Origin of the sequence: Methanoregula sp. UBA64, from assembly GCF_002502735.1 — an archaeon.
GTDB lineage: Archaea > Halobacteriota > Methanomicrobia > Methanomicrobiales > Methanospirillaceae > Methanoregula.
On record NZ_DAQC01000006.1, the window covers coordinates 172,369 to 192,834 of the forward strand.

The window sequence follows — 20,466 nt, forward strand, 5'->3', positions numbered from 1 at the left end:
CGCCCCGGCCGATCCTGAAAATGATCGGTCCGACCATCTTTTCTGTTGAATTGAAGGAAGGGGGGGTGGGGGGTACCTCAAATCCGCGTGGATCAACGGTCGCCCCGACCAATGTCCGAGATCGGTCGGTCCGGCCTCTGATCGGGTACGGTCGGGGCGACCGCCCCGTCTCGTCTGAAACTCCAGTGGAAACGCACGTTACGGTACTGGAACAAAAGAGGTCACCCTGACCGATCACTGAGATCGATCGCCCCGACCAATTTTTCTGATGAATGCAAAGGAGGGGGAGGGGGGTGACCGTTTTTTTTGGTGGGCGGGGCGGGCGTCCCTGCCAGGGGCATAGTCCGGCAATGTCAGGGATTTTGTCCGGACAGATCGGGATGCCCGCTTCCGGTCCCGCGAATGTGTTCTTTATCTGTCACAACGTTCCAGTACCCGGTAAGCAGCGTGGTCTTTTTGCGGCAGGAAAAAGTAAAGGACAAGGCAGGAAAGGCCCGGGTCCGGAAGGGTTCGAAAGATGCAAAAGAGCCCGTGCATTCCCGCAAAACCGCGGAGATCGAACCATTCCTCGACCGGATCGTCTGCGGCGATGCGGCCGGTATCCTTGCCACCCTCCCGTCCGAAAGTGTCGATCTTGTCATCACCTCCCCGCCGTACAACTTCGGCCACTCTTATGCCCACGACCCCCATGATGATACCCACGAGTGGAACGAGTACTTTGCCACCCTCAACCGGGTCTGGACCGAATGCGAACGGGTGCTCGTGCCCGGCGGGAGGATTGCGGTGAACGTCCAGCCGCTCTTCTCCGATTACGTGCCCACCCACCACATCATCTCCCGCCAGCTTGCCGCGCTCGGCCTGCTCTGGAAAGCGGAATTCCTGTGGGAGAAGAACAACTACAATGCCAAGTACACCGCGTGGGGGAGCTGGAAGTCGCCGTCCATGCCCTACATCAAGTACACCTGGGAGTTCATCGAGGTCTTCGACAAGGGCACGCACAAGAAGACCGGCCGGCGCGAGGACATCGACATTACCGCGGACGAGTTCAAGGAATGGGTGATCGGCCGCTGGAAGATAACCCCCGAGCACCGGATGAAGGAGTTCTCCCACCCGGCAATGTTTCCCGAGGAGCTCCCCCGCCGGCTCATGAAACTATTTTCGTACAAAAACGATATCGTGCTCGACCCTTTCAACGGGACCGGGACAACGACCCTTGTTGCAGCAAAGAACGGGCGCCGGTTCATCGGGATCGATATCTCGGAGCAGTACTGCGATACGGCCCGGGAACGCCTCGGGTCAGCAGCACCCGGGCGCCGGTCTCCCGGTTAGGGCCGGAGCGTTCAGGAGGGCATGTTTGCCATCGCCCACGCGTACGTGCCCTTTCGGTCATAGGCATGGGAGACGATGTAGTTGTGGACCTGTGCGTATGCATCGTACGTTGAGACAAGCCCCCGGTATGTGGCAAGCTCCGAATTGTACGCAGCAACGAGAGCATTGTGGGCGGAGACCTGCGCATTATAGGCACCGGCATTTCCGCTGTTCCGCAGGGACTGCATCTGCGCCTCCATCTTTTTGATCCGGTCCTGTTGCGCGGCAAGGTCTGTTGAGAGCGAGGAGATCTTCGGCTCCAATGCCTTTGCCTTCCCTGCTGCCGAGACGGACAGATCGTTTAACGCCGCGGTCTCGGTGCCGCTCTCGTACAGCGTTGTGCCGTCCCCGACCGGGATGATGAGCGGTTCTGACGTGAGGACAACGCCTCCCGCGAGTTCTTGGGGGGCAACGCCCACGTACGAGAGGTTGGTGGTTTCAAGGTATGCGTACCCGGTATCCTTGTAGGGCGATGCGGTGGACCCGACCCCGAGCGCCATGTGGGACTCCGGTGAGAACGAGAAAAGCGAGACACGATAGCCTTCCCGCGAGAGAAGCCCGGCAAGGAGCAGGCTCTTGTCATCGCAGTCCCCGGCACCATCAACAACCGTCTCGACCGGGTACTTTGCCGGGTTGTCGGGCGTTGTCTCGTAGGTCAGCGACTGGACATAGGCTGCCATGAGTTCGAGATACTCGTCGCTCGTGAGGTTCCGGTTGTTCTTAATCGTATTGAATTGCGAGAGCAGGCTTTCGTACATTGCGTCCTGCGCGGTATCGTTGACCATGGCGAGGTAACTGTCCGTGACCCAGGTACTCTCCGAGACATTCCCGTAGATGGAGACCGATTTGTCAGTGGCCTTTGCCCCTGCATATACCCCGGCATCTACCGGTACCGAGATGGTAATTTTGCTGTTCTCAAAAAGAAACGAGTGGGTCGCCGTTATTGGGGTCGCAGTGCCGGCCTGCGGGACGATATGGGGAACCACGACCGACTGCCTTGTGTAGATGTACCCGGCAGCGAGTGCGACCGCAAGGAGTACGACGATAATTGCTGCAAGGGATTTGATGGCGCGGTGCATGGTTTTGCTCGTCTACACAAGAGTCAGGATATCACTGATGGAATCCAAAACATGATCGGGCCTGACGGGAGAATCTTTGAGCGCTGCGGGACTGAACTTGCCGGTCCGGACGAGCGTCCCGCGTATGCCGGTCCCTTGTGCCCCGCCAATATCCGTGGCAATATCGTCGCCGATCATCACGACCTTGTCTTTTGGGACACCGAGGTCCGCAAGAGCAAGACCGAAGAACTCCTTTGAGGGTTTCCCGAAAACGGTGGCGGTTGTGCCTGCGGCCATCTCAAGGGCCGCGACCACCGGCCCGGCCGAGAGCGAGAGGCCGTCCCTGTCCATCCAGTACCGGTCGCGTTCGAGTGCAAGGAGTTCCGCTCCTTCCATCAGGCAGCGGAAGGCATGGTTGAGGTTTGCATAGGTAACCTTGTCCCCTGCATCGCCGACAACCACGTAATCGGTCTGCACCGATCCGTTATCGGTGCAGGCGCCGGCAAAGTCCCGGTCAACGTCACCGGTCACGAGCAGGAAGGCCCGGTCCTTTTTTGCATCTTTCATGTACCGGACCGCGGCAAGGGGCGGGGTAAAGATCGAGGATTCCGGGATCGAAAACCCCATGGTTTCCAGCCGGGCCGCAATCGTTCTCCGGCATTTCCGTGTGGAGTTCGAGAGGCAGCGGAACGGGTACCCGTGATCCGTAAGAAACCCGATCGTTTCTCTGGCCCCGAGGATCGGGGTGTCCCCGGTGTAAAGCACGCCGTCGAGGTCGATCAAAAAACCGCTGATGGTACCCTCTGTCATACTGCCCTTACCACGTCCACCCGGCGAGGAACACGTGCACGATCGCGTTGCACAAAAACCGGTTCTCGTCCAGTTTTTCTTCGGAGTCTTTCAGGATTGCCGTTCTCTCGTCAGCGCCGAGATCCTTTGCCCAGAAAGCGATGATTTCCTTTGTTACCTCCGGGTGGAACTGGACGCCGAGCGCGTTATTGATCATGAACGCCTGGTTCTTTACCGCTTTCCCGGTTGCAAGGAGGCGGGCCCCTTCGGGGAGATCGAAGGTCTCCTTATGCCAGTGGAACACATCGAATTCTCCCGGGAAGAACCGCTGCCCGGGGGCGTGGCACCCGGTGATCGTCCGCCAGCCCAGTTCCTTCTCTCCCGCATACACGGTTTTCCCGCATGCCGCAGCGATCATCTGGGCCCCGAGGCAGATCCCGAGCACGGTGGAACCGCGGGCCACGGCTTTTTTTACAAGCTGCTTTTCCCCGGCAAGGAACGGGAATTCCCGCTCGTCGTTCACGCTCATCTGGCCGCCCAGGATGATGAGTTTTTCCGGCGGTTCAGTGGGGATCGGGTCCCCTTCGTACAGCCTGATGACGGAAAACGAGGCGCTTTCCGCGTTTAAGGTCTCTTCAACGGTGCCAGCGGGTTCGTGTTCGCCGTGCTGGAGGATCGTGATCATTATAAAAGTGGTGTGCAGGGCAGGATGATGAGGCTTCTTGTCACTTTCACTCCCCGCGGCGGGTCTTTAAGCAGGGGTTTTCTTGATCCGGTATATACAGATGGGCGCCATGCAGGCTGAAAGCAGGATCGGGACGCTCTGGCAGCAGCGGATGGCTGCGCTGCGGGAATACAGCGTGGTCCGCGACGGGAATGTCTTTGGCGCGGGACTTGCCGGCTCCTGCCTGTACTCTTCAGAGTACGACCGGGCCCGCTCCCTTCTTGCAAAACTCCTGTCCGAGTACGACGGTGCCTCGTTTGAGAGCCTCTTTCCCGGAAACCCGATCGAGACGGAGAACGGGACCTGTCTCTCGCTTGAAAACCGCGAGGCATTTTCCGTTCCGCGGCTCGATACGGGCCGGCTCGATGCAGAGATGCTTGCCGATCTCACGCTTGTAAAGGGAATCGGGGAGCGCTCGGCAGCCCGGCTCAGGGCCCGGGGCTGCAGGACCATTGCAGACCTTGCGAACCATCCGCGGTTCCGGCATGAGGCCCGGGAGGTGCTCGACCGGCTCTCCTGCCCGGACCCCTGCGGGATCATGGACCTTGCCGGCAGCCGGCACGCAAAGTCCCACCCGTTCGTGCTCGGCGCTGCCGGCGCGTTTGCAAAAGAGGATTTCGTCTTTCTGGACATCGAGACGCTCGGCCTTTTTTCCCGGCCCATCATCCTTTTCGGGGTCGGGACAGTTGAAGGCGAAAATTTTGTCGTCCGCCAGTACCTGCTCCGCGATATCGACGAGGAGGCTGCGGCCCTCACCGCACTCTCGGATCATTTTACCGGAGAGAGAAAAGCCTTGGTCACCTTTAACGGGAAGGCATTCGACCTCCCGTACGTGCAGGACCGGCTCGCGTACTACGGCATCCCCCCGGTTGCCCGGGTCCCGCACTTCGATGTCCTGCATTTTGCCCGGCGCCGCTGGAAGGGAGAGTATCCCTCCTGCCGGCTCGGCGAACTCGAATCGGCGGTCTTTGGTGTGAGAAGGGACGACGATGTCCCGGGCCAGATGGTCCCCGAGTTCTACGAGACCTATCTCAAAACAAAAAACTGCGGCCCGCTCGTCCCTATTGTCGGCCACAACCGGCAAGACGTGGTCTCTACCGCCCGCCTCTTCTTTTACCTTTTGGGGGAGACCTGTGGCCGTTGCTGACGTGGTGCACCTTATAGGCACCAATCCCGTGTACCGCAGCCGGGTGGCCTGCCACAATATCGCGGAACCGGAGCCGGCCGCGTACGGGACGCTCGACCGGCCTCTTCCCGACGCGCTTGCCGCATACCTGGCCCATGCCGGCATCCGGCTCTACACCCACCAGTGCGAGGCAGTAAACCTCCTTCGTGAAGAAAAGAACGTGATCATCACCACCCCCACCGCGAGCGGAAAGACTCTTGCGTTCAACCTCCCCGTATTCGAGCGGATGGCCGCAGACCCGGATGCCCGGGCGCTCTACCTCTACCCCACCAAGGCGCTTGCAAACGACCAGCTTGTAACGCTCCTTGCCATGGAAAAGTTCACCGGCATTTCCGTAAAACCCGCGATCTACGATGGCGATACGCCTCAGTCGAAGCGCTCCGCCATCCGGGAGCATGCCCGGATCGTGATCTCGAACCCTTACGAACTCCACCAGGTCCTCTCGTGGCACGGGAAATGGAGCCCGTTCTTTGCAAACCTTGAGTATGTCGTACTCGACGAGGCCCACAAGTACCGGGGGATCTTCGGATCGCAGATCGCGCTCCTCGTGCGCCGGCTCCGCCGGGTTGCCCGGTACTATGGCGCAGACCCGCAGTTTGTCCTTTCGAGCGCAACGCTCGCAAACCCGGAAGAGTTCGCCGCAAAACTCACCGGCCTCCCCTTTGTGCAGGTGGGCAGTGACGGTTCTCCGCGGGGAAAGCGGCACTTTGTCCTCTACAACCCGTTCTATGACGGGGTCGGAGAGCGATCCGCCCACCAGGAGTCAAAGGACCTTTTTGTCTCCTGCGTGAAAGGCGACCTCCAGGCGCTCTGCTTTGCCGGCTCACGAAAGATCGCCGAGCTTGTCTCCCTCTGGGCAAAAGAGGACCTCCGGCGCAGCTCTGCCCGGCTCGCAGAGAGCGTGCTTGCCTACCGGGCGGGCTACCTTCCCGAGGAGCGCCGGCTGATCGAGAGCCGGCTTAAAAACCGGGAGATCCGCGGTGTTGTCTCGACCAATGCGCTCGAGCTCGGGATCGATATCGGGTCGCTCGATGCGGTGGTAATCGACGGCTACCCGGGCACGATGATGTCGGTCCGGCAGCAGGCCGGCCGGGCGGGAAGGAAGGCCGGCGAGTCGCTCGCCGTGCTTGTTGCGCAGGCAAACCCACTCGACCAGTACTTTATGCACCATCCGGACGAGTTCTTCGCCCGGCCCCACGAGCACGCGATCATCGATACGGGCAATCCCTACATAGTCTCGGGCCACATCCTGTGCGCTGCGGCAGAACTGCCCCTTCACGAAGAAAAGGACCGGGAATTTTTCGGCGGAGAGCTCTCCCCGGTACTTGCAGATCTCGCAGAGAGCCGTCTCCTCTCCCGCACGCCCCGGGGATTTGTGTACGCCGGCCGGGGCCGGGCTGCAGAGGCGGTTACGCTCGACGGGATGGCCGCGGAGAGCTTCCGGATCCTCTGCGAGGGCCGGGTGCTCGAGACGATGGACCGGGCGCAGGTGTACCGTGAAGCGCACAAGGGAGCGATCATGCTCCACCAGGGCGTCACGTACGTGGTAAACGAGATGGACCTTGCGACCCACACGGTCCGGGTGAGCGAGACCGATGTGGATTACTACACGCAGCCCCTGAAAGATACGGATCTTTCGATCCTCGAAACCCTCCGGACCTGCGACATCAATGGCGTTACCTGCGCGTTCGGCGATGTTGAAGTGACCGAGCGCTACACCGCGTACAAGATCAAGAAGGGCGATACGGTCCTCGGGGTCGAACCGCTCGACCTCCCGCCGATCACGTTCCGGACAAAGGCATTCTGGCTGGTGGTCCCGGAAACGATTGCAGCACCGGTCTTTTCCGCCGGCCTCGATCTTGCCGGCGGGCTGCACGGCGCCGAGCACGCGCTCATCGCGCTCATGCCCCTCTTTGTCCTCTGCGACCGCTGGGATATCGGCGGGCTCTCAAGTCCTGCGTTTGGCGAGAACGGCGAGCCCGTGATCTTTGTCTACGACGGGTACGAGGGCGGCATCGGCCTTGCAGAGAAGGCATACACGCTGCTACCGGAACTTTTCACCCGCACGCACGGGATGGTGCGCGATTGTACCTGCAAAAAGGGCTGCCCGTCCTGCATCTACTCCCCCAAGTGCGGGAACGATAATGTCCCGCTCGACAAGGAAGCAACGGTGATGATCCTTGCCGGGCTTGCAGCGGCCAGCGCCGGAAACGCTGCGGTTCCTGAAACGGCCGGGAGCCTCCCGGGCGCCGGCCCGGTGGCGCAGTAAAAAAAGGGTTAGTCTACGAGCACGACCCGGCTTTCCGGCCCGGGCTCATCGTCATCGAAAATAAAAAGGTCGTCGATGGTCGTGTGCAGCGCCTTTGCCACATCGTGCGCGAGCTTGAGCGACGGGTTGTACTTTCCCTGTTCGAGAAAGACGATCGTCTCGCGCCTTACGCCCACCACTTTTGCGAGCCCTTCCTGGGTAAGGGAGTACCGGGCCCGGTATTCCTTAATTTTTGTCTGCATGAGTGTCCATCAGCCTGTCCCGGATATTTTTCCGCCTTAACCGACATCCCCTTTGCGGAAGAGCCATGCCTGGTACACTACCGCGGACAATGCAAGGACAAGAACGGATGCCGCAAGTGCGTTTTGGGTGCCGAGCCGGAGCCAGCCGGCGTAATCGAGCCAGAAGAGCGCGGTCATGAAAAAAAGGCCGGTCAGCCACGCGTACGTGATGCCATATGCCCCGATCTTCTTTGAGCGCTCGTCCGACTCGGGCTCGTCGCCGTACTTCCGGTGGCGGATGATCCCCGTTACGAGAAACGCGAGACCGGCACAGGCAAGGACCGTCCCGACAATCGTGTCGCTGCCGCTCATCAGGGCAAAGGCCAGCCCGTAGATTACCATCACGATCCCAATAATAATTCGGTACATATTTCTTGGTTTCATGCGAATTACCTCACATATTGTTATTTTATTCTAACATTTGTGAGGTAATAAAGTTATCTTTTTCTAACATTTGTTGCGGGGCGCCGGTTCCTGCACCCTTATGTGGGATGGCGTATCAGGTACGGGTACATGCCCCGAACGCCCCCCTTCCAGGAGATCATCGCCCGCTCGCCGCTTGTCTTTATCATCGGCGTTGCCGGGGACAGCGGATCCGGGAAGACCACGTTCACAAACGCGATCCGCCAGATCTTCGGGCCCGATCTTGTCGCCACGATCACGCTCGACGACTACCACAAATATGACCGGGAGGAGCGGAAAAAACGCGATATCACCCCGCTCCACCCGGATGCCAACAACCTTGCGGGGCTCGAAGCCGATGTGGCCCGGCTCAAAGAGGGGTACGCAATCCAGAAGCCGGTGTACAACCACACGACCGGCACCTTCGACCCGCCCGTACCGTTCGTATCGAAAAAGATCATCATCCTCGAAGGGCTCCACACGCTCTTTACCCCCCGGCTCAGGGAACTTACCGACTTCTCCGTCTTTGTCGACCCGGACCCGGAGATCAAGTACGCATGGAAGCAGAAACGCGACACAAAAAACCGCGGGTACACCCCGGCCGAAGTAACTGAAGAGATCCGGCGGCGCGAAAAGGATTTTTTTGAGTTCATCGGGCCGCAGCGCTGCCTTGCCGATGCCGTGATCCGGATCAGCCCGTCCCGATACGGGAAGGAGAAAGGCGCATCGGAAAACATCTACCGGATCTCCCTCATGCAGCACCGGATGGACGGGGCAATCGCCGGGGCCGCCGACCTCACGATTGACCTCAACTCGCTCCTCCTCTTCCACGACCGGGACTTCTCCATCGAGTTCTCGACCGAGAATGTTGCCTGTGCACGGATGCGGGCGCTCACCTTTGACGGCGAGATGAACTACGAGACGGTACGAAAACTCGAACGGAGCATCGAGCAGCAGACCGGGGTCCACCCGATCACGCTCTTTGAGAACCGCACCACGGTTACCGCGACCGATCTGGTCCAGCTCGTTCTCTCGTGGCGGATCATCCACCGGAGGATCTTTTTGCAGGGTCCGTGAGCCAGAAGAGCCGTTTTTTTAATAAAAAAGTCCGCAATTCCTGCCCGTCCCGACAAGTATGTGAGGGAAGAACGCCTAGTTTCCTGACACATTCATGATCTCTGTTCTGTACGTGGACGCCGATGCCGGTCTCCGCGCGGAAGTCCGGGAATTTTTAAGCCGGGACTCCGATATCCGGGTCACCGCACGTGCGTCCGCGTACGATGCGCTGGATCTCCTCCGGGAGCAGCGGTTCGACGTCATTGTCTCCGAGTCGAGTCTTGCGGTCACTACGGGCGTCACGTTCCTTGAAGTCCTGCGCCGGGTACGCAGGGATACGACGCCGTTTATCTTTTTTGCAAAAAAATCCACCCACGAAGATACCATCAACGCCCTCAACACCGGGGCGACGTTTTACCTGCTCAAAGGAAGCGATCCCCGGCAGCGGTTTTTGATCCTCCGGCATTATATCTGTCAGGCCGCCGAGCAGCACCGGATCAAGGAGGCGCTCGTGCAGAGCGAGAAACGCTACCGCAACGTTGTCGGGGACCAGTCGGAGTTCATTATCCGGTTTACCCGCGACGGGACGCTGGTGTTTGCAAACGATGCCTATTGCCGGTATTTCTCTCTGGCTCATGACGCGCTCCCCCCTGGCAGGGTAACACTCCCGCCGTTTGGGAAAGGCGACTCCTTCCTTACCTCCCTTGGCGCCTTAACAAAGGACAAACCCATGGACTCTAGCGAGTTCGTCTGGGAACTTCCCGACGGGAGGGAAGCCTGGCAGCTCTGGAACACCCGTGCGATCTTCGATGAAGAGACCGGGGAGGTCGGGTTCCAGTCGGTGGGACGCGATATCACCGGCCAGAAGATGGCAGAGCAGGCCCTGCGGGGAGCGCTCAAAAATCTCGGGATCATGAACTCCATTACCCGGCACGACATCATCAACCAGCTGACCGGGATCTACGGGTACCTGCAGTACTCCCTTGAGCTCAGCACGAATCCCGCCGTCAAATCCGCCCTTTCAAAAGCGATATCCGCTGCCGAAACGATCCAGACCCAGATCCTCTTTACCCGGGACTACCAGGAGATCGGGTGTGCGGAACCCCGGTGGCAGAACCTCGACGCGGTTGTTGCAAAAGCCGCCGCGGGCCTCGATCACCAGGGGGTCCGGATCGACTGTGCCGTAAACGATCTCTGGGTCTCTGCCGACCCGCTCATTGAAAAAGTCTTTTTCAATCTCCTGGAAAATTCCCTCCGCCACGGGCAGAAGATCTCGTCCGTGAGGATTTCCTCAGAAGAGACCGGGGACGGTCTTGTGATCGTGTACGAGGACGACGGCGTGGGGATCCCGGCGGGGGTTAAGGAGAAGATCTTCCGGCGCGAGTACTTCCACAACACCGGCCTTGGCCTGTACCTGAGCCGGGAGATCCTCGCAAACAGCCGGATGCAGATCCGCGAGACGGGAACCGAAGGGCGCGGCGCCCGGTTCGAGATCCTTGTCCCAAAGGGCATCTACGGGCGCCGGGTCCCCGATGCGCCCGCACAGCTGGCCTGAAAAAAAATTATTCCCCGATAACCGATTTTACCGAGACAAAGACCGGTCCCCTGACATCGATCTTTTTCTTGTTGTCCGTGATTGCCCGGACCGCGTAGTCATCGATTTTTAAATTGATGTCACTGGGGTGTTTTGCCATCTTGACCTGCACGAGCGTGCCCTTTTTGCACCGGGCGGCCTGCTCGATCTCGGCAGCGGCAAACGCCGAGGCTGCGGCAAGGTAGGTGATCCCGGTGTGGACGCCGTTTTCCCGCACGTCCTTCCACTTCTCCGCATCGGGCACGCCGAGGATGTTCCCGTCGTGGGCAAAGATCTCGTTTGCGCAGGCCGGCCCGAGAAGTTTTGCATTTGCCTCGGTCTCTTCGACCGTGACGGTTACCTGCGCTCCAAGGAGCGATCCTTTGTATGCCTCAAAGGAGCAGGGCCCCTGAGCCGCTGCGTTTGCTGCACCGGCTGCGGCAATTGCCTGTGCGATTACCTTGCCTTCGATGGTTACCGGCTCGGCTTTGAGGTGCACGGCCCGTGCGAGTTCGCGGTCGCTTACCTGCCGGGGGAAGAACTGCGGATAGGAGAGCTGGCGGATATCGGTTGCATTGTACGCGATCATCGCGAGCCGTTCGACACCAAGGCCGAGGTTCATGACCGGGATCCCGACGCCGTACTCGCCGAGCGCCGATGGCGAGTACATGCCGAATGTCGCGACCTCCACCCAGCCGTGGACCGGGTGCTTTGCGTATACTTCGGTCTGCGAGTCGGGCATATAGTACTTGGAGCGCTTCTCGTCGGGCTGGAAACGGAAGTCCTCGTACCCGAACGCGGAGAGGAGCGCCTCGCTGATAGCTTTCCCGTCTTCGAGCGTTACATCGTCGCCCGCAACAACGCAGGATGCCGAGTGGTAGGCCATGAGCCGGGTCGGCCCCTCGGCCTGCTCGCGCCGGAAGCAGCGGTCCACCGAGAAGAGCTTGATGGGCAGCGGCGTCTTTTCCCAGATCGAGCCGAGCGTCATGAACCAGCCGCTTGTCATGTGGCTCCGCAGCGTGTTCCGCGAGGACTCCGGGGCGAGCGATTTGAATTCGGGGAAGACCGAGTCAAGGATGTGGACCACGTTCCCGTCGTCTGTATCGAGCACCTTTGCGAGCTCGTGGGTCAGCTCGTCGCCATCGATCTCGGACTTCTTGTACGCGTGGAGCGTCTCCCGGAGTTTCTCCTCGGTCGGGGCCGGCATGGGCTTTTTGAGGATCGCGTTGATGGCATCGAGCTGTGCCCGGGCGATCCCGACATTCGGGCGCGGAAGGCCGCCGACATAGAAGACCCGGTCGAGAACGGCCATGGCTTCGGGCCCGAACTGCCTATAGATCTCGTTTTCTTCAACGATCACCGGGTTCTCGATCTCGTCAAAGCCCATCGAGAGGTAGATCTCGCGCAGCCGGTTGATCGTCTCGAAGATCGGGTGCGCATGTGCCCGGGTGTACCGGAGCCGGGGGTATTTTTTGTCCTCTCCCGGCGGGGTGACGACCGAGGGCCCCTCGTGCCAGGTCCCTTCGAAGTTTTGGTGGGATTTTTCTTTCCATTCCTGCGGATTGAATTTCATGTTTCCTCGCGCTCCATGCAGATGACCCTGCTTAGGGGATTTTCATCCCGGATTGTATAATCGCACGATGCGGCAATTTTTTCCGCAAATGCCCGCACCTGCGCATGCTCCGGCATGTTCGTCCGTTGCAACCGGTTTCTACTGTATCCCAGATACATGTATCCTTTCACCTCGACAAAGGTTGCCCCCGAATCCTGGAGGATCCGGGCATAGCCGGCGGGGTCGGTGTCGTTATGGCCCGCGACGAGCGTGATCCTTACCGCCGAACGCTTTGTTTTGAGCCCCGCAAGGCTTTCATGGATCCGCTCCCAGAACGCTCCCGGGTCCCCGAGCGGCCGGCAGATCCTCGTATATGTCTCAATGTCGGGAGCATCGAGCGAGACGTACTGCTGGAACGGCCGGCATTTTGCAAGCACGTCCGGGTTCGTGCCGTTACTCACGACAAAGGTGGTGTAGCCGTTTGTATTGAAGAGGTCGACAAGCTCCGGGAGCCGCGAGTACAGCGTGGGCTCGCCCGAGAGGGAGATCGCCACGTGTTTTGGGGCGAGCGCCTCTTTCCACTTTTCTTCGGTTACGGTATTGTCGAGCACCGCGTTGTAGCCGGCAAGCGCCTGCTTCTGGAGCCGGTGCACGCCCGCAAGGATCGTTTCCGGCGGGCACTCCCCGACCTCAACGGCTTCGTGCTCGAACGAGCGCCAGCAGAAGAGGCAGCGCTGGTTACATTTGAGCGTCGGCGTCATCTGGACGCAGCGGTGGCTGTCGATCCCGTAGAACTGGTGCTTGTAGCACATTTCCCCGCCGGCAAGCGCCCGCTTGCACCAGAGACAGGGCTTGAGCGCTGCCGAAGACTGTGGCGAAAAAAAGAGGTAACCCTGCCTGGTTAAGGCATCACATGGTCCGGATGGCATCGATCCCGAGCGTTTCGAGCGCTTCATGAAGCGTATTCTGCACGGCCTTTACCAGGGTGAGCCGGCGGTCGCGGACCTTTCCTTCGCTCTTGAGGACCGGCTCGTAGTGGTAGAAGGTGTTGAAGGTGTCCGCGAGCTCGTGGGCATAGGTGGCGAGCAGGTGCGGGCGGAGCTCGGCAACCACTTTCCCGATCACGGACGGGAACTTTGCGATCTTCTTTGCAAGGATGATCTCCTGCTCGGTCTCAAGATCGTAGCAGGGCTCAAACTCCCCGGCTTTCTCTAAGATACTGCACGCACGGGCATGGGCGTACTGGATGTAGGGCCCGCTCTGGCGTTCGAAGTCGAGCGCCTGCTTCCAGTCAAAGACCGTGCTCTTCTCGGGCGAGATCTTTACGATATCGTAACGGATCCCGGCCCGGGCAACGGATGCCGCGATGCTCCTGCGGGCCGCCTCGTCGAGCTCGGGCCTCCGGGCCGTGACCTCGTCAAAGGCGCGCTTCGTGACCTCGTCGATCAGGTCGTCGGCCGAGACGAACTTGCCCGCCCGCGTGCTCATCGAACCCTCGGGGAGCGAGACGAACTCGAAGTGGACGATCTCCGGGGGTTTTATCCCGAGGAGTTTCAACGTGCACTGGAGCTGGGCCCCGATCAGCTTGTGGTCGGCGCCGAGCACATCGATCGCCCGGTCGAAGTTCGTACTCTTCCAGGTGTGGAACGCCAGATCGCGGGCCGCGTATACCGAGGTGCCGTCGCTCCTCCGCATCACGTACTTGTTCTCGAACCCGAATTCGGTAAGGTCGAGCGCGAGGAGCGTGCCCTCGTGGGTTGCCTGCGGGAGCTTTTCTATCTTCCCGATCACGCGCTTTGTGTCGCCATTCCTTACAAAGTCGCTCTCCCAGACAAACCGGTCGTGCTTCACGTTGAGGTTTTTCATCGTGACCGCAAAGCCGTCGAGGCAGCGGGAGACCTCGTTACGGAATTTCTTTACCGTTACCGGGTCGCCGCTCTCCACGAGCTCCATGAGCCCGTCGACCTCTTTTGTGATCCGTTCCTTGTCTTTTTCTATCTCCCGGTTTGCCGCAATATAGACCCGGGCAATGTGGGCGTCCTCTTTCTCGCCCGGCAGCTGGTCGTGTTCCAGGTGGTCAAAGCCCCAGGTTACGATCGCGATCTGCCGGCCCATGTCGTTGACATAGTACTGGACTTCGAGCCGGTAGCCGGCTTTCCGGAACGCCCGGGCAAGCGAGTCGCCGATAATAGAGTTCCGGATGTGTCCCACGTGCAGGGGACCGTTCGGGTTTGCGCTCGTGTGTTCGAGCACGATCCGGGGCGCATCCTTTGGCGGGAGGGAACCGTAGCCGGGCTGCACGGCGGCTTTTATTGCCGCGCTCACGTAGGCTTTCCCGAAGACAAAGTTCACGTACGGGCCCGTTGCCTCGATCGTAACGCCAAGGTCCGCGAGTTCGGAATTCTTTTTGAGCTCTTCGGCAAGCTCCTGCGCGATCTTTGCCGGCGCCTGTTTCTTTGTCTTTGCAAGAGCGAATGCAGCGGTTGTCGCGAGATCGGCGTGATCGCCGCCATCGGTGAGCGGGATCTCGGGAAGGCCCGTGCATTCAGAAAGTGCTTTTTTTATTGCTGCTGGTGTATCAAAAATCATCTAGTATCCCGTCCTGTACCGCAGGATGGCGGCAATCCCGCCAAATGCCGAGAAGAGGATCGAGCCCTCCTCGAAATCGTCCGAAATGAGTTCCACTTTTGCGCTCGAAGCATCGGCGAGCTTTGCCAGTTCGTCGATGATATCGATCTCCTCGTCGAGAATGAGCGGCGCCGTGCATTTCGGGCAGTTGCCGAGATCGATGTCCCGGACGGTCTTTCCCACCGGCATGCTCACGGTCCGCTCCTCGGCATGGTCGCAGCTCTGGCATTTTATCTTGAGCCGCGATTTCCGCAGGTTTGCGGACAACAGGAGGGTGTCGACCGCGCCGAGTTCGAGGTTTTTCCTTATACTCTCTTCCCCGTACGCGGCAAGGCCGTTGTTGTCCTTTACGAGTTCTTTTAGGAACTTCTCCATGAGGGTCTTTTCCTTAATGACCGTCATGCCGGAGAGGGCGTCCTTTGCCGCGTCCACGAGCTCGGGAAGGCCGTCTTCGTTTGTGTACGCAACGTCAAAGAGGCCGATTACCCGCTTCTGGACCTCGTGGTGGAGGAAACTGCCCGCCTCGAACTCTTCCTTTGTCGGGCTCGGGCCGCCGATCAAAAGGCCCTTGAACCGGTTAAAGTAGTCTTTCTCTGCAAGGAAGATCGCGCTCGACCGCTCGCCGACTTTGGTGTAGAACTCGTTGATGGCGATCTCACGCAGCCGGCCGAACCGGGCCGCCGACTGGCCGCCTTTCCTCATCTTGCCCGGGACTGTTGAGGTCGATCCGCCGATCGGCTCGATCCGGTTGCCGCGCAAAAAGCCCCAGTAGGCCTCGCGCCGGTCCAGAACGAGAAGTCCGTATACGTACTTCTCTTCGAGCATCTGTTTTAAGGGTTCGAGCTCGAAGCTCGAACTGCACCGGTACATGTAGGTGTTGAGGGGCTCGGGCGGCTCGATGATCGTACACTGGAGGTCGGTCCGGTCGCCATAGAGTTTTACCGTGCCGCAGAAGACCGCCATGCCTTTTTCCGGCGGGCGCTTGTAGTACTTGAGCCGGGAGAGGATCGAGGAGATTGCGCTCTGGACGTTCGTTCTCGTCTGCTTGCTCTTGATGTTCGCGCACTGGCCAAACTCGTCCTTTAACTGGCCGGTCACATCGAAGATCTGCTTGTCGGGCGGGATGTAGAGCGTGATGAGCTCCGTGCCGTCCCCTTCCTGCGCCTGTAGTTTTTCGAGCGTCTTTTTGAACTCGTAGCGCTTGCGCGCCTCGTCCATCTCCACGGGTTCTGTCATGAGCGGGAATCAGCCTCTCCTTCTAAAGCCTGTACTTATTCATGCTTGCGTACCATAAATTTGCGCAAGGTGGGCTATGATTTTGTTGTCCACGTCACTGTCGATCCCGTGGCCCCCGTTAAATTCGGTAAACGTCTTTGGCTCGCCTGCCGTGGCATAGAGCGCCTCTCCTAAGGCATACGGGATGACGGGGTCGGTAGCGTTATGGTACATCCAGACCGGGCGCGGGGAAATTTTCGGAAGATACGTGCCCGGTTCGAGCGATTCGGCAAACCGGAGCACGTCACCGCTCCCGCCCTGCGCGAGAACCGCGTCCTTTAGTCCCCAGTCGGCTGTCGAGATCCCGATATAGCCGGCAAAGTTCTTGTCGGTCCCTGCCGCGACTGCGGCGTACCTGCCGCCGTTGCTGCCCCCGACCGCGTACACCGGCACGCCGAACTTTGCGGCAAGCAGGGCCCGGGCAGACGAGATGTCGCAGATGGTCTCATAGAACTCCGGCCAGTCGTTCTGGTTATTTGCCTTGAATTTCGCATAGTCTTCCTGCGGGGAGAACGCGTACCCTTCCGTCTCGCCGCCCCGGCCCCGGGTGTCCACAAACATGAACGCATAGCCGGCCTGGGCGTACGCAAGCATCCGGTCTGCGTGGCCCGCTACCCTCTCTCCCGCGCCCGGGATGTACACGAGTACGGCCTTTGGTTTTTCCGGGTAGGAGAGATAGGTCACGACATTGCCGGTCGGCGTGGAGAGGACATAGCGCGAGACCGTGTACGTGCTGTTCGTCACGAGCACCGTCTCGTTTGCGGTTGCCTGCGGGCAGGTGACCGAGAGCACGCCGCTCTTGTCAACGGAGTACGAGGGCGACGGTGTACTGCCTGTGCAGCCGGCAAAGAGTGCAAGCACAACGAGCAGCGCGAGCCCGGCGGCCGCGAAGTATCCCCGCATCATTTCTCCCCTTGGCAGCGGTGGAGCAGGCAGATCGTCTTTGCATCGCAGATGGTACCGTCCCGGACCATTGCATCCGTCTCGTCCCGTGGTACGCTTTTCACTTCGATCACTTCGTCTGCATCTTTTTCGAATTCCTGCGAGGGGGTGAGCCCCCGGGCCTCAAAGAGCCAGATCTTCTCGTCCGTAAACCCGGGCGTGGTATAGATGAAGCCCCTGGGGACGAGGGTTCCTGCCGCCATCCCGGCCTCCTCGATGAGCTCGCGCCGGGCGGTTTCTATCGGTTCCTCGCCGTCCTCCATGGTTCCGGCCGGCGCTTCGTAAATGTACTGCCCGACCGCGTACCGGTACTGGCGCAGGAGCAGGTAGCCGGTCTCTGTCACCGGCAGGATCGCGACCGCGCCTCTGGGGTGGACGATCACCGCGTCCTTTTCGACACCATTTGGAAGCGTGAGCTTTTTCGTCTCGATCCAGAGTTTTCTCCCGCGGAAGATCTCCATATCAGTCACCCTCGTACGGGATCGGGTCGCGTCTCCCGAGCGCGGCAAATGCTTCGCGCCGGAAATGGCACGAGCCGCAGGTGCCGCAGGCCCGGTCTTCGTTTTTGTAGCAGGACCACGTGTGCTCGTACGGAACCCCGAGTTCCGTGCCGATTTTGAGGATATCCGTCTTGGTCATCCGGATAAACGGCGTTTCAAGCCCGATATGCGTGGTCTCTTTTGTCCCGAGCGCGATCGCGCGCCGGAACGCATCGATGAACTCCGGCCGGCAGTCCGGGTAACCCGAGTAGTCGAGCGCCTGGACTCCGATGAAGATCGCGTCTGCGCCTTTTGCCTCCGCATAGCTGGTTGCAATGGCAAGGAGGTTTGCGTTCCGGAAGGGCACGTAGGTGTTCGGGACACCGGCCCGCGCCGGGTCGAACCGGTCGACTTCCATCTCCCGGTCGGTCAGGCTGCTTGCCCGGAACTGCTCAAAGTACCGGAGATCGATCTCGGTAAAATCGCGCGCACCCAGAAGCGATGCGATCTTTTGCGCGCAGGCCCGCTCCTTATTTTCCGTGCGCTGGCCGTAGTTTGCGTGGAGCGCGCAGATATCGCAGCCTTCGTTTTTTGCATAATATGCAAGGGTGGACGAGTCCATCCCGCCGGAGAGAAGGCAGGCCGCCTTCATCATTTCACTCCCAGGACCTTGTGGAGCTGGACCTGGAACCGGACCGGGAGGTTGTTTTTGAGAATATAGCGGACGAGCGGTTCCGTGTCCGCACCAAAGACGGGGGAGAAGAAGACCGGCCCGGCGATCGGGTGGCTGTCGATCACCTCATGGGCAAACCGGCAGTCAGCGAGATCAGCCACCACGAACTTCACGGAATCTTCGGGCCGGATTTTTGCAAGGAGCGAAAGGTCGCTCCTCTCTCCCGAGGACGGGCACTTGACGTCCATGCAGACCGAGGCGTACGGCTGGACGGGAGTAAAATCGATGGTGCCGTTGGTCTCGATATCGATCGCGATCCCGCGCTTTTGTAACGATAAAAGGAGCGGGAGGAGCGCTTCGGTCTGGAGGAGCGGCTCGCCGCCCGTGATGCAGACATAGCGCGGGTTCTGGCGCCAGCATTGTTCGAGGACAACATCCTCGCTTACCTCTGTACCGCCGGTTAACGCTTCCCGGGTATCGCACCAGCGGCAGGAAAGGTTGCAGCCAGAGAGCCGGACAAAGAGGCAGGGTGCGCCCTGCCGCACGCCCTCTCCCTGGAGGCTTGAAAAGATCTCGGCAAGTTTCATTTATGAAATCTCGGCACAGGAGGTCGGCGATTCCCACACCCGGATCTTCTTTACGCTCGCGCGGAGCCCCAGTTCGCGGCAGGCGGCCGTCAGGTCGTCCCGGATAATGGTGGCAATGAGCTCGCTTGTCGGGTCGCCCGGGGTTGTGATCACCGGGTGGAACTCTGCGATCCGGGGCACCATCGGGTCGTCTTTATTCAGGATAATCTGGTGGTCGTACTTCTCTACGACCTTTTTTATCACGGAATAATCAATCACGATCTGTGTTTCCGGGCCCGGCTCGCCTTCCATCCAGACCTCGATCTTCCAGCGGTGGCCGTGGAGGTTCGCGCACTTGCCGTGGTAATGGAGGAGCCGGTGGCTGGTGTCGATCTGCACCTCTTTATAGATACCGACTGTCATTACTGCACTCATTGGCCGGGCGGGGATATAATATTATGAGCAGAGAGGGCTAATAGTAAAAGACAGGCAGGTGGGATGCCACAATTTATAAATCGGTTCCCCGCGCTAGTATATATCTCAGCGTGGGGTTTCGATATCCACGAGAACAAACTTAAAATGAGGCTCTTTAATGGGACAGGGTAAATTTGCAGCCAGAAAACTGGTTCGGGACTCTCAGAAATTCCGGTGGAGCGACAAGAATTACGCCCGCCGCGAACTCAACCTCGATGAGAAGTCGGATCCGCTGGAAGGCGCTCCGCAGGCGAGGGGTATAGTACTTGAGAAAGTCGGTGTCGAGGCCAAGCAGCCCAACTCCGCAATCCGGAAGTGCGTGCGCGTCCAGCTCATCAAGAACGGACGGCAGGTCACTGCCTTTGCGGTGGGCGACGGCGCCATTAACTTCATCGACGAACACGATGAAGTCGAGATCGAAGGCATCGGCGGCCGTCTGGGCCGGTCCATGGGAGATATCCCCGGGGTCCGGTACGTGGTCACGAGCGTTAACAACGTCTGCCTCCACGAGATGGTGATTGGCAGGAAGGAGAAACCGCGCAGGTGATCATGATGGCAGAAGCAGAAGTAAAGACAGAAGCCCCGGAAGCAACAATCCACCAGTCAAAGGCCTTGCTCTTTAACAAGTGGGACGTAGCCGAAGTCAAAGTCACTGACCCGAGCCTGGTGCGGTACGTCAATCTCACCCCCCAGATCATCCCCCACTCCTGCGGAAAGTTCTCGCGCCAGGAGTTCAATAAGGCAAATATGATGATTGTCGAGCGGTTGATCAACCGCCTGATGCAGACCGAGAATAACACCGGCAAGAAGCAGCTGGCAATAGGGATTGTGCGGGATGCATTCGAGATCATCAACAAGAAGACCAAGAGAAACCCGGTCGAGGTTCTTGTCGAGGCCATCGGGAACACCGGCCCCCGCGAAGAGACCGTTCGTCTCAAATACGGTGGGATCAATGTCCCGAAGTCGGTCGATACCGCGCCCCTGCGCCGTGTCGACTCTGCAGTCGGGTTCATTGCCGAGGCAGTCTGGAAGTCCTCGCGCAAGAACAAGAAACCCGCAAGCGCGATTCTCGCCGACGAACTGATCGCCGCCGCGAAAGGCGACGCGAAGTGTTACTCGGTCGGGAAAAAGGAAGAAAAAGAGCGGATTGCAAAGTCCGCCCGGTAAACAT

General features: G+C 59.7%; 21 protein-coding genes. 7 read left to right on the forward strand and 14 right to left on the reverse strand.

The window, feature by feature from the left end; genetic code table 11:
- The first annotated feature begins 402 nt into the window (after positions 1 to 402).
- On the forward strand, positions 403 to 1,329 hold the full coding sequence (locus tag BP758_RS09270; RefSeq protein WP_292370593.1) for a DNA-methyltransferase: 927 nt from the start codon (positions 403 to 405) through the stop codon (positions 1,327 to 1,329).
- A gap of 11 nt (positions 1,330 to 1,340) precedes the next feature.
- Here the strand turns inward: BP758_RS09270 and BP758_RS09275 are convergent, their stop codons facing one another.
- From BP758_RS09275 to BP758_RS09285, 3 genes are read right to left on the reverse strand one after another with little or no spacing between them, the layout of a single operon-like run.
- The gene (locus BP758_RS09275; protein WP_292370594.1) at positions 1,341 to 2,447 is read right to left on the reverse strand and encodes a hypothetical protein; all 1,107 of its coding nucleotides are present in this window, start codon (positions 2,445 to 2,447) and stop codon (positions 1,341 to 1,343) included.
- Positions 2,448 to 2,459: 12 nt separating this feature from the next.
- A complete protein-coding gene (locus BP758_RS09280) occupies positions 2,460 to 3,236 on the reverse strand; it encodes a TIGR01458 family HAD-type hydrolase (RefSeq protein ID WP_292370595.1) in 777 nt (258 codons plus the stop codon).
- Between the two features lie 7 nt (positions 3,237 to 3,243).
- Positions 3,244 to 3,900 carry a type 1 glutamine amidotransferase gene (locus BP758_RS09285; protein WP_292370596.1) on the reverse strand — a complete coding sequence of 219 codons (657 nt, stop codon included), beginning with the start codon at positions 3,898 to 3,900 and terminating at the stop codon, positions 3,244 to 3,246.
- A gap of 109 nt (positions 3,901 to 4,009) precedes the next feature.
- Here BP758_RS09285 and BP758_RS09290 point away from each other — a divergent pair, with 109 nt between their 5' ends.
- Together BP758_RS09290 and BP758_RS09295 are read left to right on the forward strand one after the other, a co-directional pair.
- Positions 4,010 to 5,086 (forward strand): ribonuclease H-like domain-containing protein, encoded by a 1,077-nt coding sequence (locus tag BP758_RS09290; protein WP_292370597.1) that lies wholly within the window; start codon positions 4,010 to 4,012, stop codon positions 5,084 to 5,086.
- The gene (locus tag BP758_RS09295) at positions 5,073 to 7,394 is read left to right on the forward strand and encodes a DEAD/DEAH box helicase (RefSeq protein ID WP_292370598.1); all 2,322 of its coding nucleotides are present in this window, start codon (positions 5,073 to 5,075) and stop codon (positions 7,392 to 7,394) included. Before BP758_RS09290 ends, BP758_RS09295 begins: the two co-directional genes overlap by 14 nt.
- 8 nt (positions 7,395 to 7,402) lie before the next feature.
- Here BP758_RS09295 and BP758_RS09300 read toward each other — a convergent pair whose 3' ends face one another.
- On the reverse strand, positions 7,403 to 7,636 hold the full coding sequence (locus BP758_RS09300; RefSeq protein WP_292370599.1) for a helix-turn-helix transcriptional regulator: 234 nt from the start codon (positions 7,634 to 7,636) through the stop codon (positions 7,403 to 7,405).
- 36 nt (positions 7,637 to 7,672) lie between these two features.
- A complete protein-coding gene (locus BP758_RS09305; RefSeq protein WP_292370600.1) occupies positions 7,673 to 8,059 on the reverse strand; it encodes a hypothetical protein in 387 nt (128 codons plus the stop codon).
- Positions 8,060 to 8,188: 129 nt separating this feature from the next.
- Between BP758_RS09305 and BP758_RS09310 the strand changes: the two genes are divergently transcribed.
- Together BP758_RS09310 and BP758_RS09315 are read left to right on the forward strand one after the other, a co-directional pair.
- Positions 8,189 to 9,154 carry a phosphoribulokinase gene (locus BP758_RS09310; protein WP_292370601.1) on the forward strand — a complete coding sequence of 322 codons (966 nt, stop codon included), beginning with the start codon at positions 8,189 to 8,191 and terminating at the stop codon, positions 9,152 to 9,154.
- Between the two features lie 94 nt (positions 9,155 to 9,248).
- Positions 9,249 to 10,688: a sensor histidine kinase gene (locus BP758_RS09315; RefSeq protein WP_292370602.1), complete on the forward strand. Its 1,440-nt coding sequence runs from the start codon at positions 9,249 to 9,251 to the stop codon at positions 10,686 to 10,688.
- Positions 10,689 to 10,695: 7 nt separating this feature from the next.
- On the opposite strand, the gene sepS is transcribed toward BP758_RS09315, so the two are convergent.
- The 9 genes from sepS to BP758_RS09360 are packed head-to-tail and all read right to left on the reverse strand — an operon-like array spanning position 10,696 to position 19,244.
- On the reverse strand, positions 10,696 to 12,279 hold the full coding sequence (sepS, locus tag BP758_RS09320) for an O-phosphoserine--tRNA ligase (protein ID WP_292370603.1): 1,584 nt from the start codon (positions 12,277 to 12,279) through the stop codon (positions 10,696 to 10,698).
- Complete coding sequence (gene twy1, locus BP758_RS09325) at positions 12,276 to 13,187, reverse strand: 4-demethylwyosine synthase TYW1 (protein ID WP_292370703.1); 912 nt, start codon at positions 13,185 to 13,187, stop codon at positions 12,276 to 12,278. The genes sepS and twy1 overlap by 4 nt, the downstream gene beginning before the upstream one ends.
- Positions 13,168 to 14,847, reverse strand: coding sequence for an arginine--tRNA ligase (gene argS / locus BP758_RS09330; RefSeq protein WP_292370604.1), 1,680 nt, complete (start codon positions 14,845 to 14,847; stop codon positions 13,168 to 13,170). Before argS ends, twy1 begins: the two co-directional genes overlap by 20 nt.
- The gene (prf1, locus tag BP758_RS09335) at positions 14,848 to 16,122 is read right to left on the reverse strand and encodes a peptide chain release factor aRF-1 (protein WP_292370605.1); all 1,275 of its coding nucleotides are present in this window, start codon (positions 16,120 to 16,122) and stop codon (positions 14,848 to 14,850) included. It abuts the gene before it with no gap.
- Between the two features lie 39 nt (positions 16,123 to 16,161).
- Positions 16,162 to 17,067: an alpha/beta hydrolase gene (locus BP758_RS09340; RefSeq protein ID WP_292370606.1), complete on the reverse strand. Its 906-nt coding sequence runs from the start codon at positions 17,065 to 17,067 to the stop codon at positions 16,162 to 16,164.
- A complete protein-coding gene (locus tag BP758_RS09345; protein ID WP_292370607.1) occupies positions 17,064 to 17,564 on the reverse strand; it encodes an NUDIX hydrolase in 501 nt (166 codons plus the stop codon). The genes BP758_RS09340 and BP758_RS09345 overlap by 4 nt, the downstream gene beginning before the upstream one ends.
- A 1-nt stretch (position 17,565) precedes the next feature.
- Positions 17,566 to 18,234, reverse strand: coding sequence for a 7-cyano-7-deazaguanine synthase QueC (gene queC / locus BP758_RS09350; protein ID WP_292370704.1), 669 nt, complete (start codon positions 18,232 to 18,234; stop codon positions 17,566 to 17,568).
- Positions 18,234 to 18,842: a 7-carboxy-7-deazaguanine synthase QueE gene (locus BP758_RS09355; RefSeq protein ID WP_292370608.1), complete on the reverse strand. Its 609-nt coding sequence runs from the start codon at positions 18,840 to 18,842 to the stop codon at positions 18,234 to 18,236. Before BP758_RS09355 ends, queC begins: the two co-directional genes overlap by 1 nt.
- Positions 18,843 to 19,244: a 6-carboxytetrahydropterin synthase gene (locus BP758_RS09360; protein ID WP_292370609.1), complete on the reverse strand. Its 402-nt coding sequence runs from the start codon at positions 19,242 to 19,244 to the stop codon at positions 18,843 to 18,845.
- A 169-nt stretch (positions 19,245 to 19,413) separates the two neighbouring features.
- On the opposite strand from BP758_RS09360, the gene BP758_RS09365 reads away from it, so the two are divergent.
- Positions 19,414 to 19,842 (forward strand): 30S ribosomal protein S12, encoded by a 429-nt coding sequence (locus BP758_RS09365; protein ID WP_292370610.1) that lies wholly within the window; start codon positions 19,414 to 19,416, stop codon positions 19,840 to 19,842.
- 5 nt (positions 19,843 to 19,847) lie between these two features.
- The gene (locus tag BP758_RS09370; RefSeq protein ID WP_292370705.1) at positions 19,848 to 20,462 is read left to right on the forward strand and encodes a 30S ribosomal protein S7; all 615 of its coding nucleotides are present in this window, start codon (positions 19,848 to 19,850) and stop codon (positions 20,460 to 20,462) included.
- Positions 20,463 to 20,466: the final 4 nt, after the last annotated feature.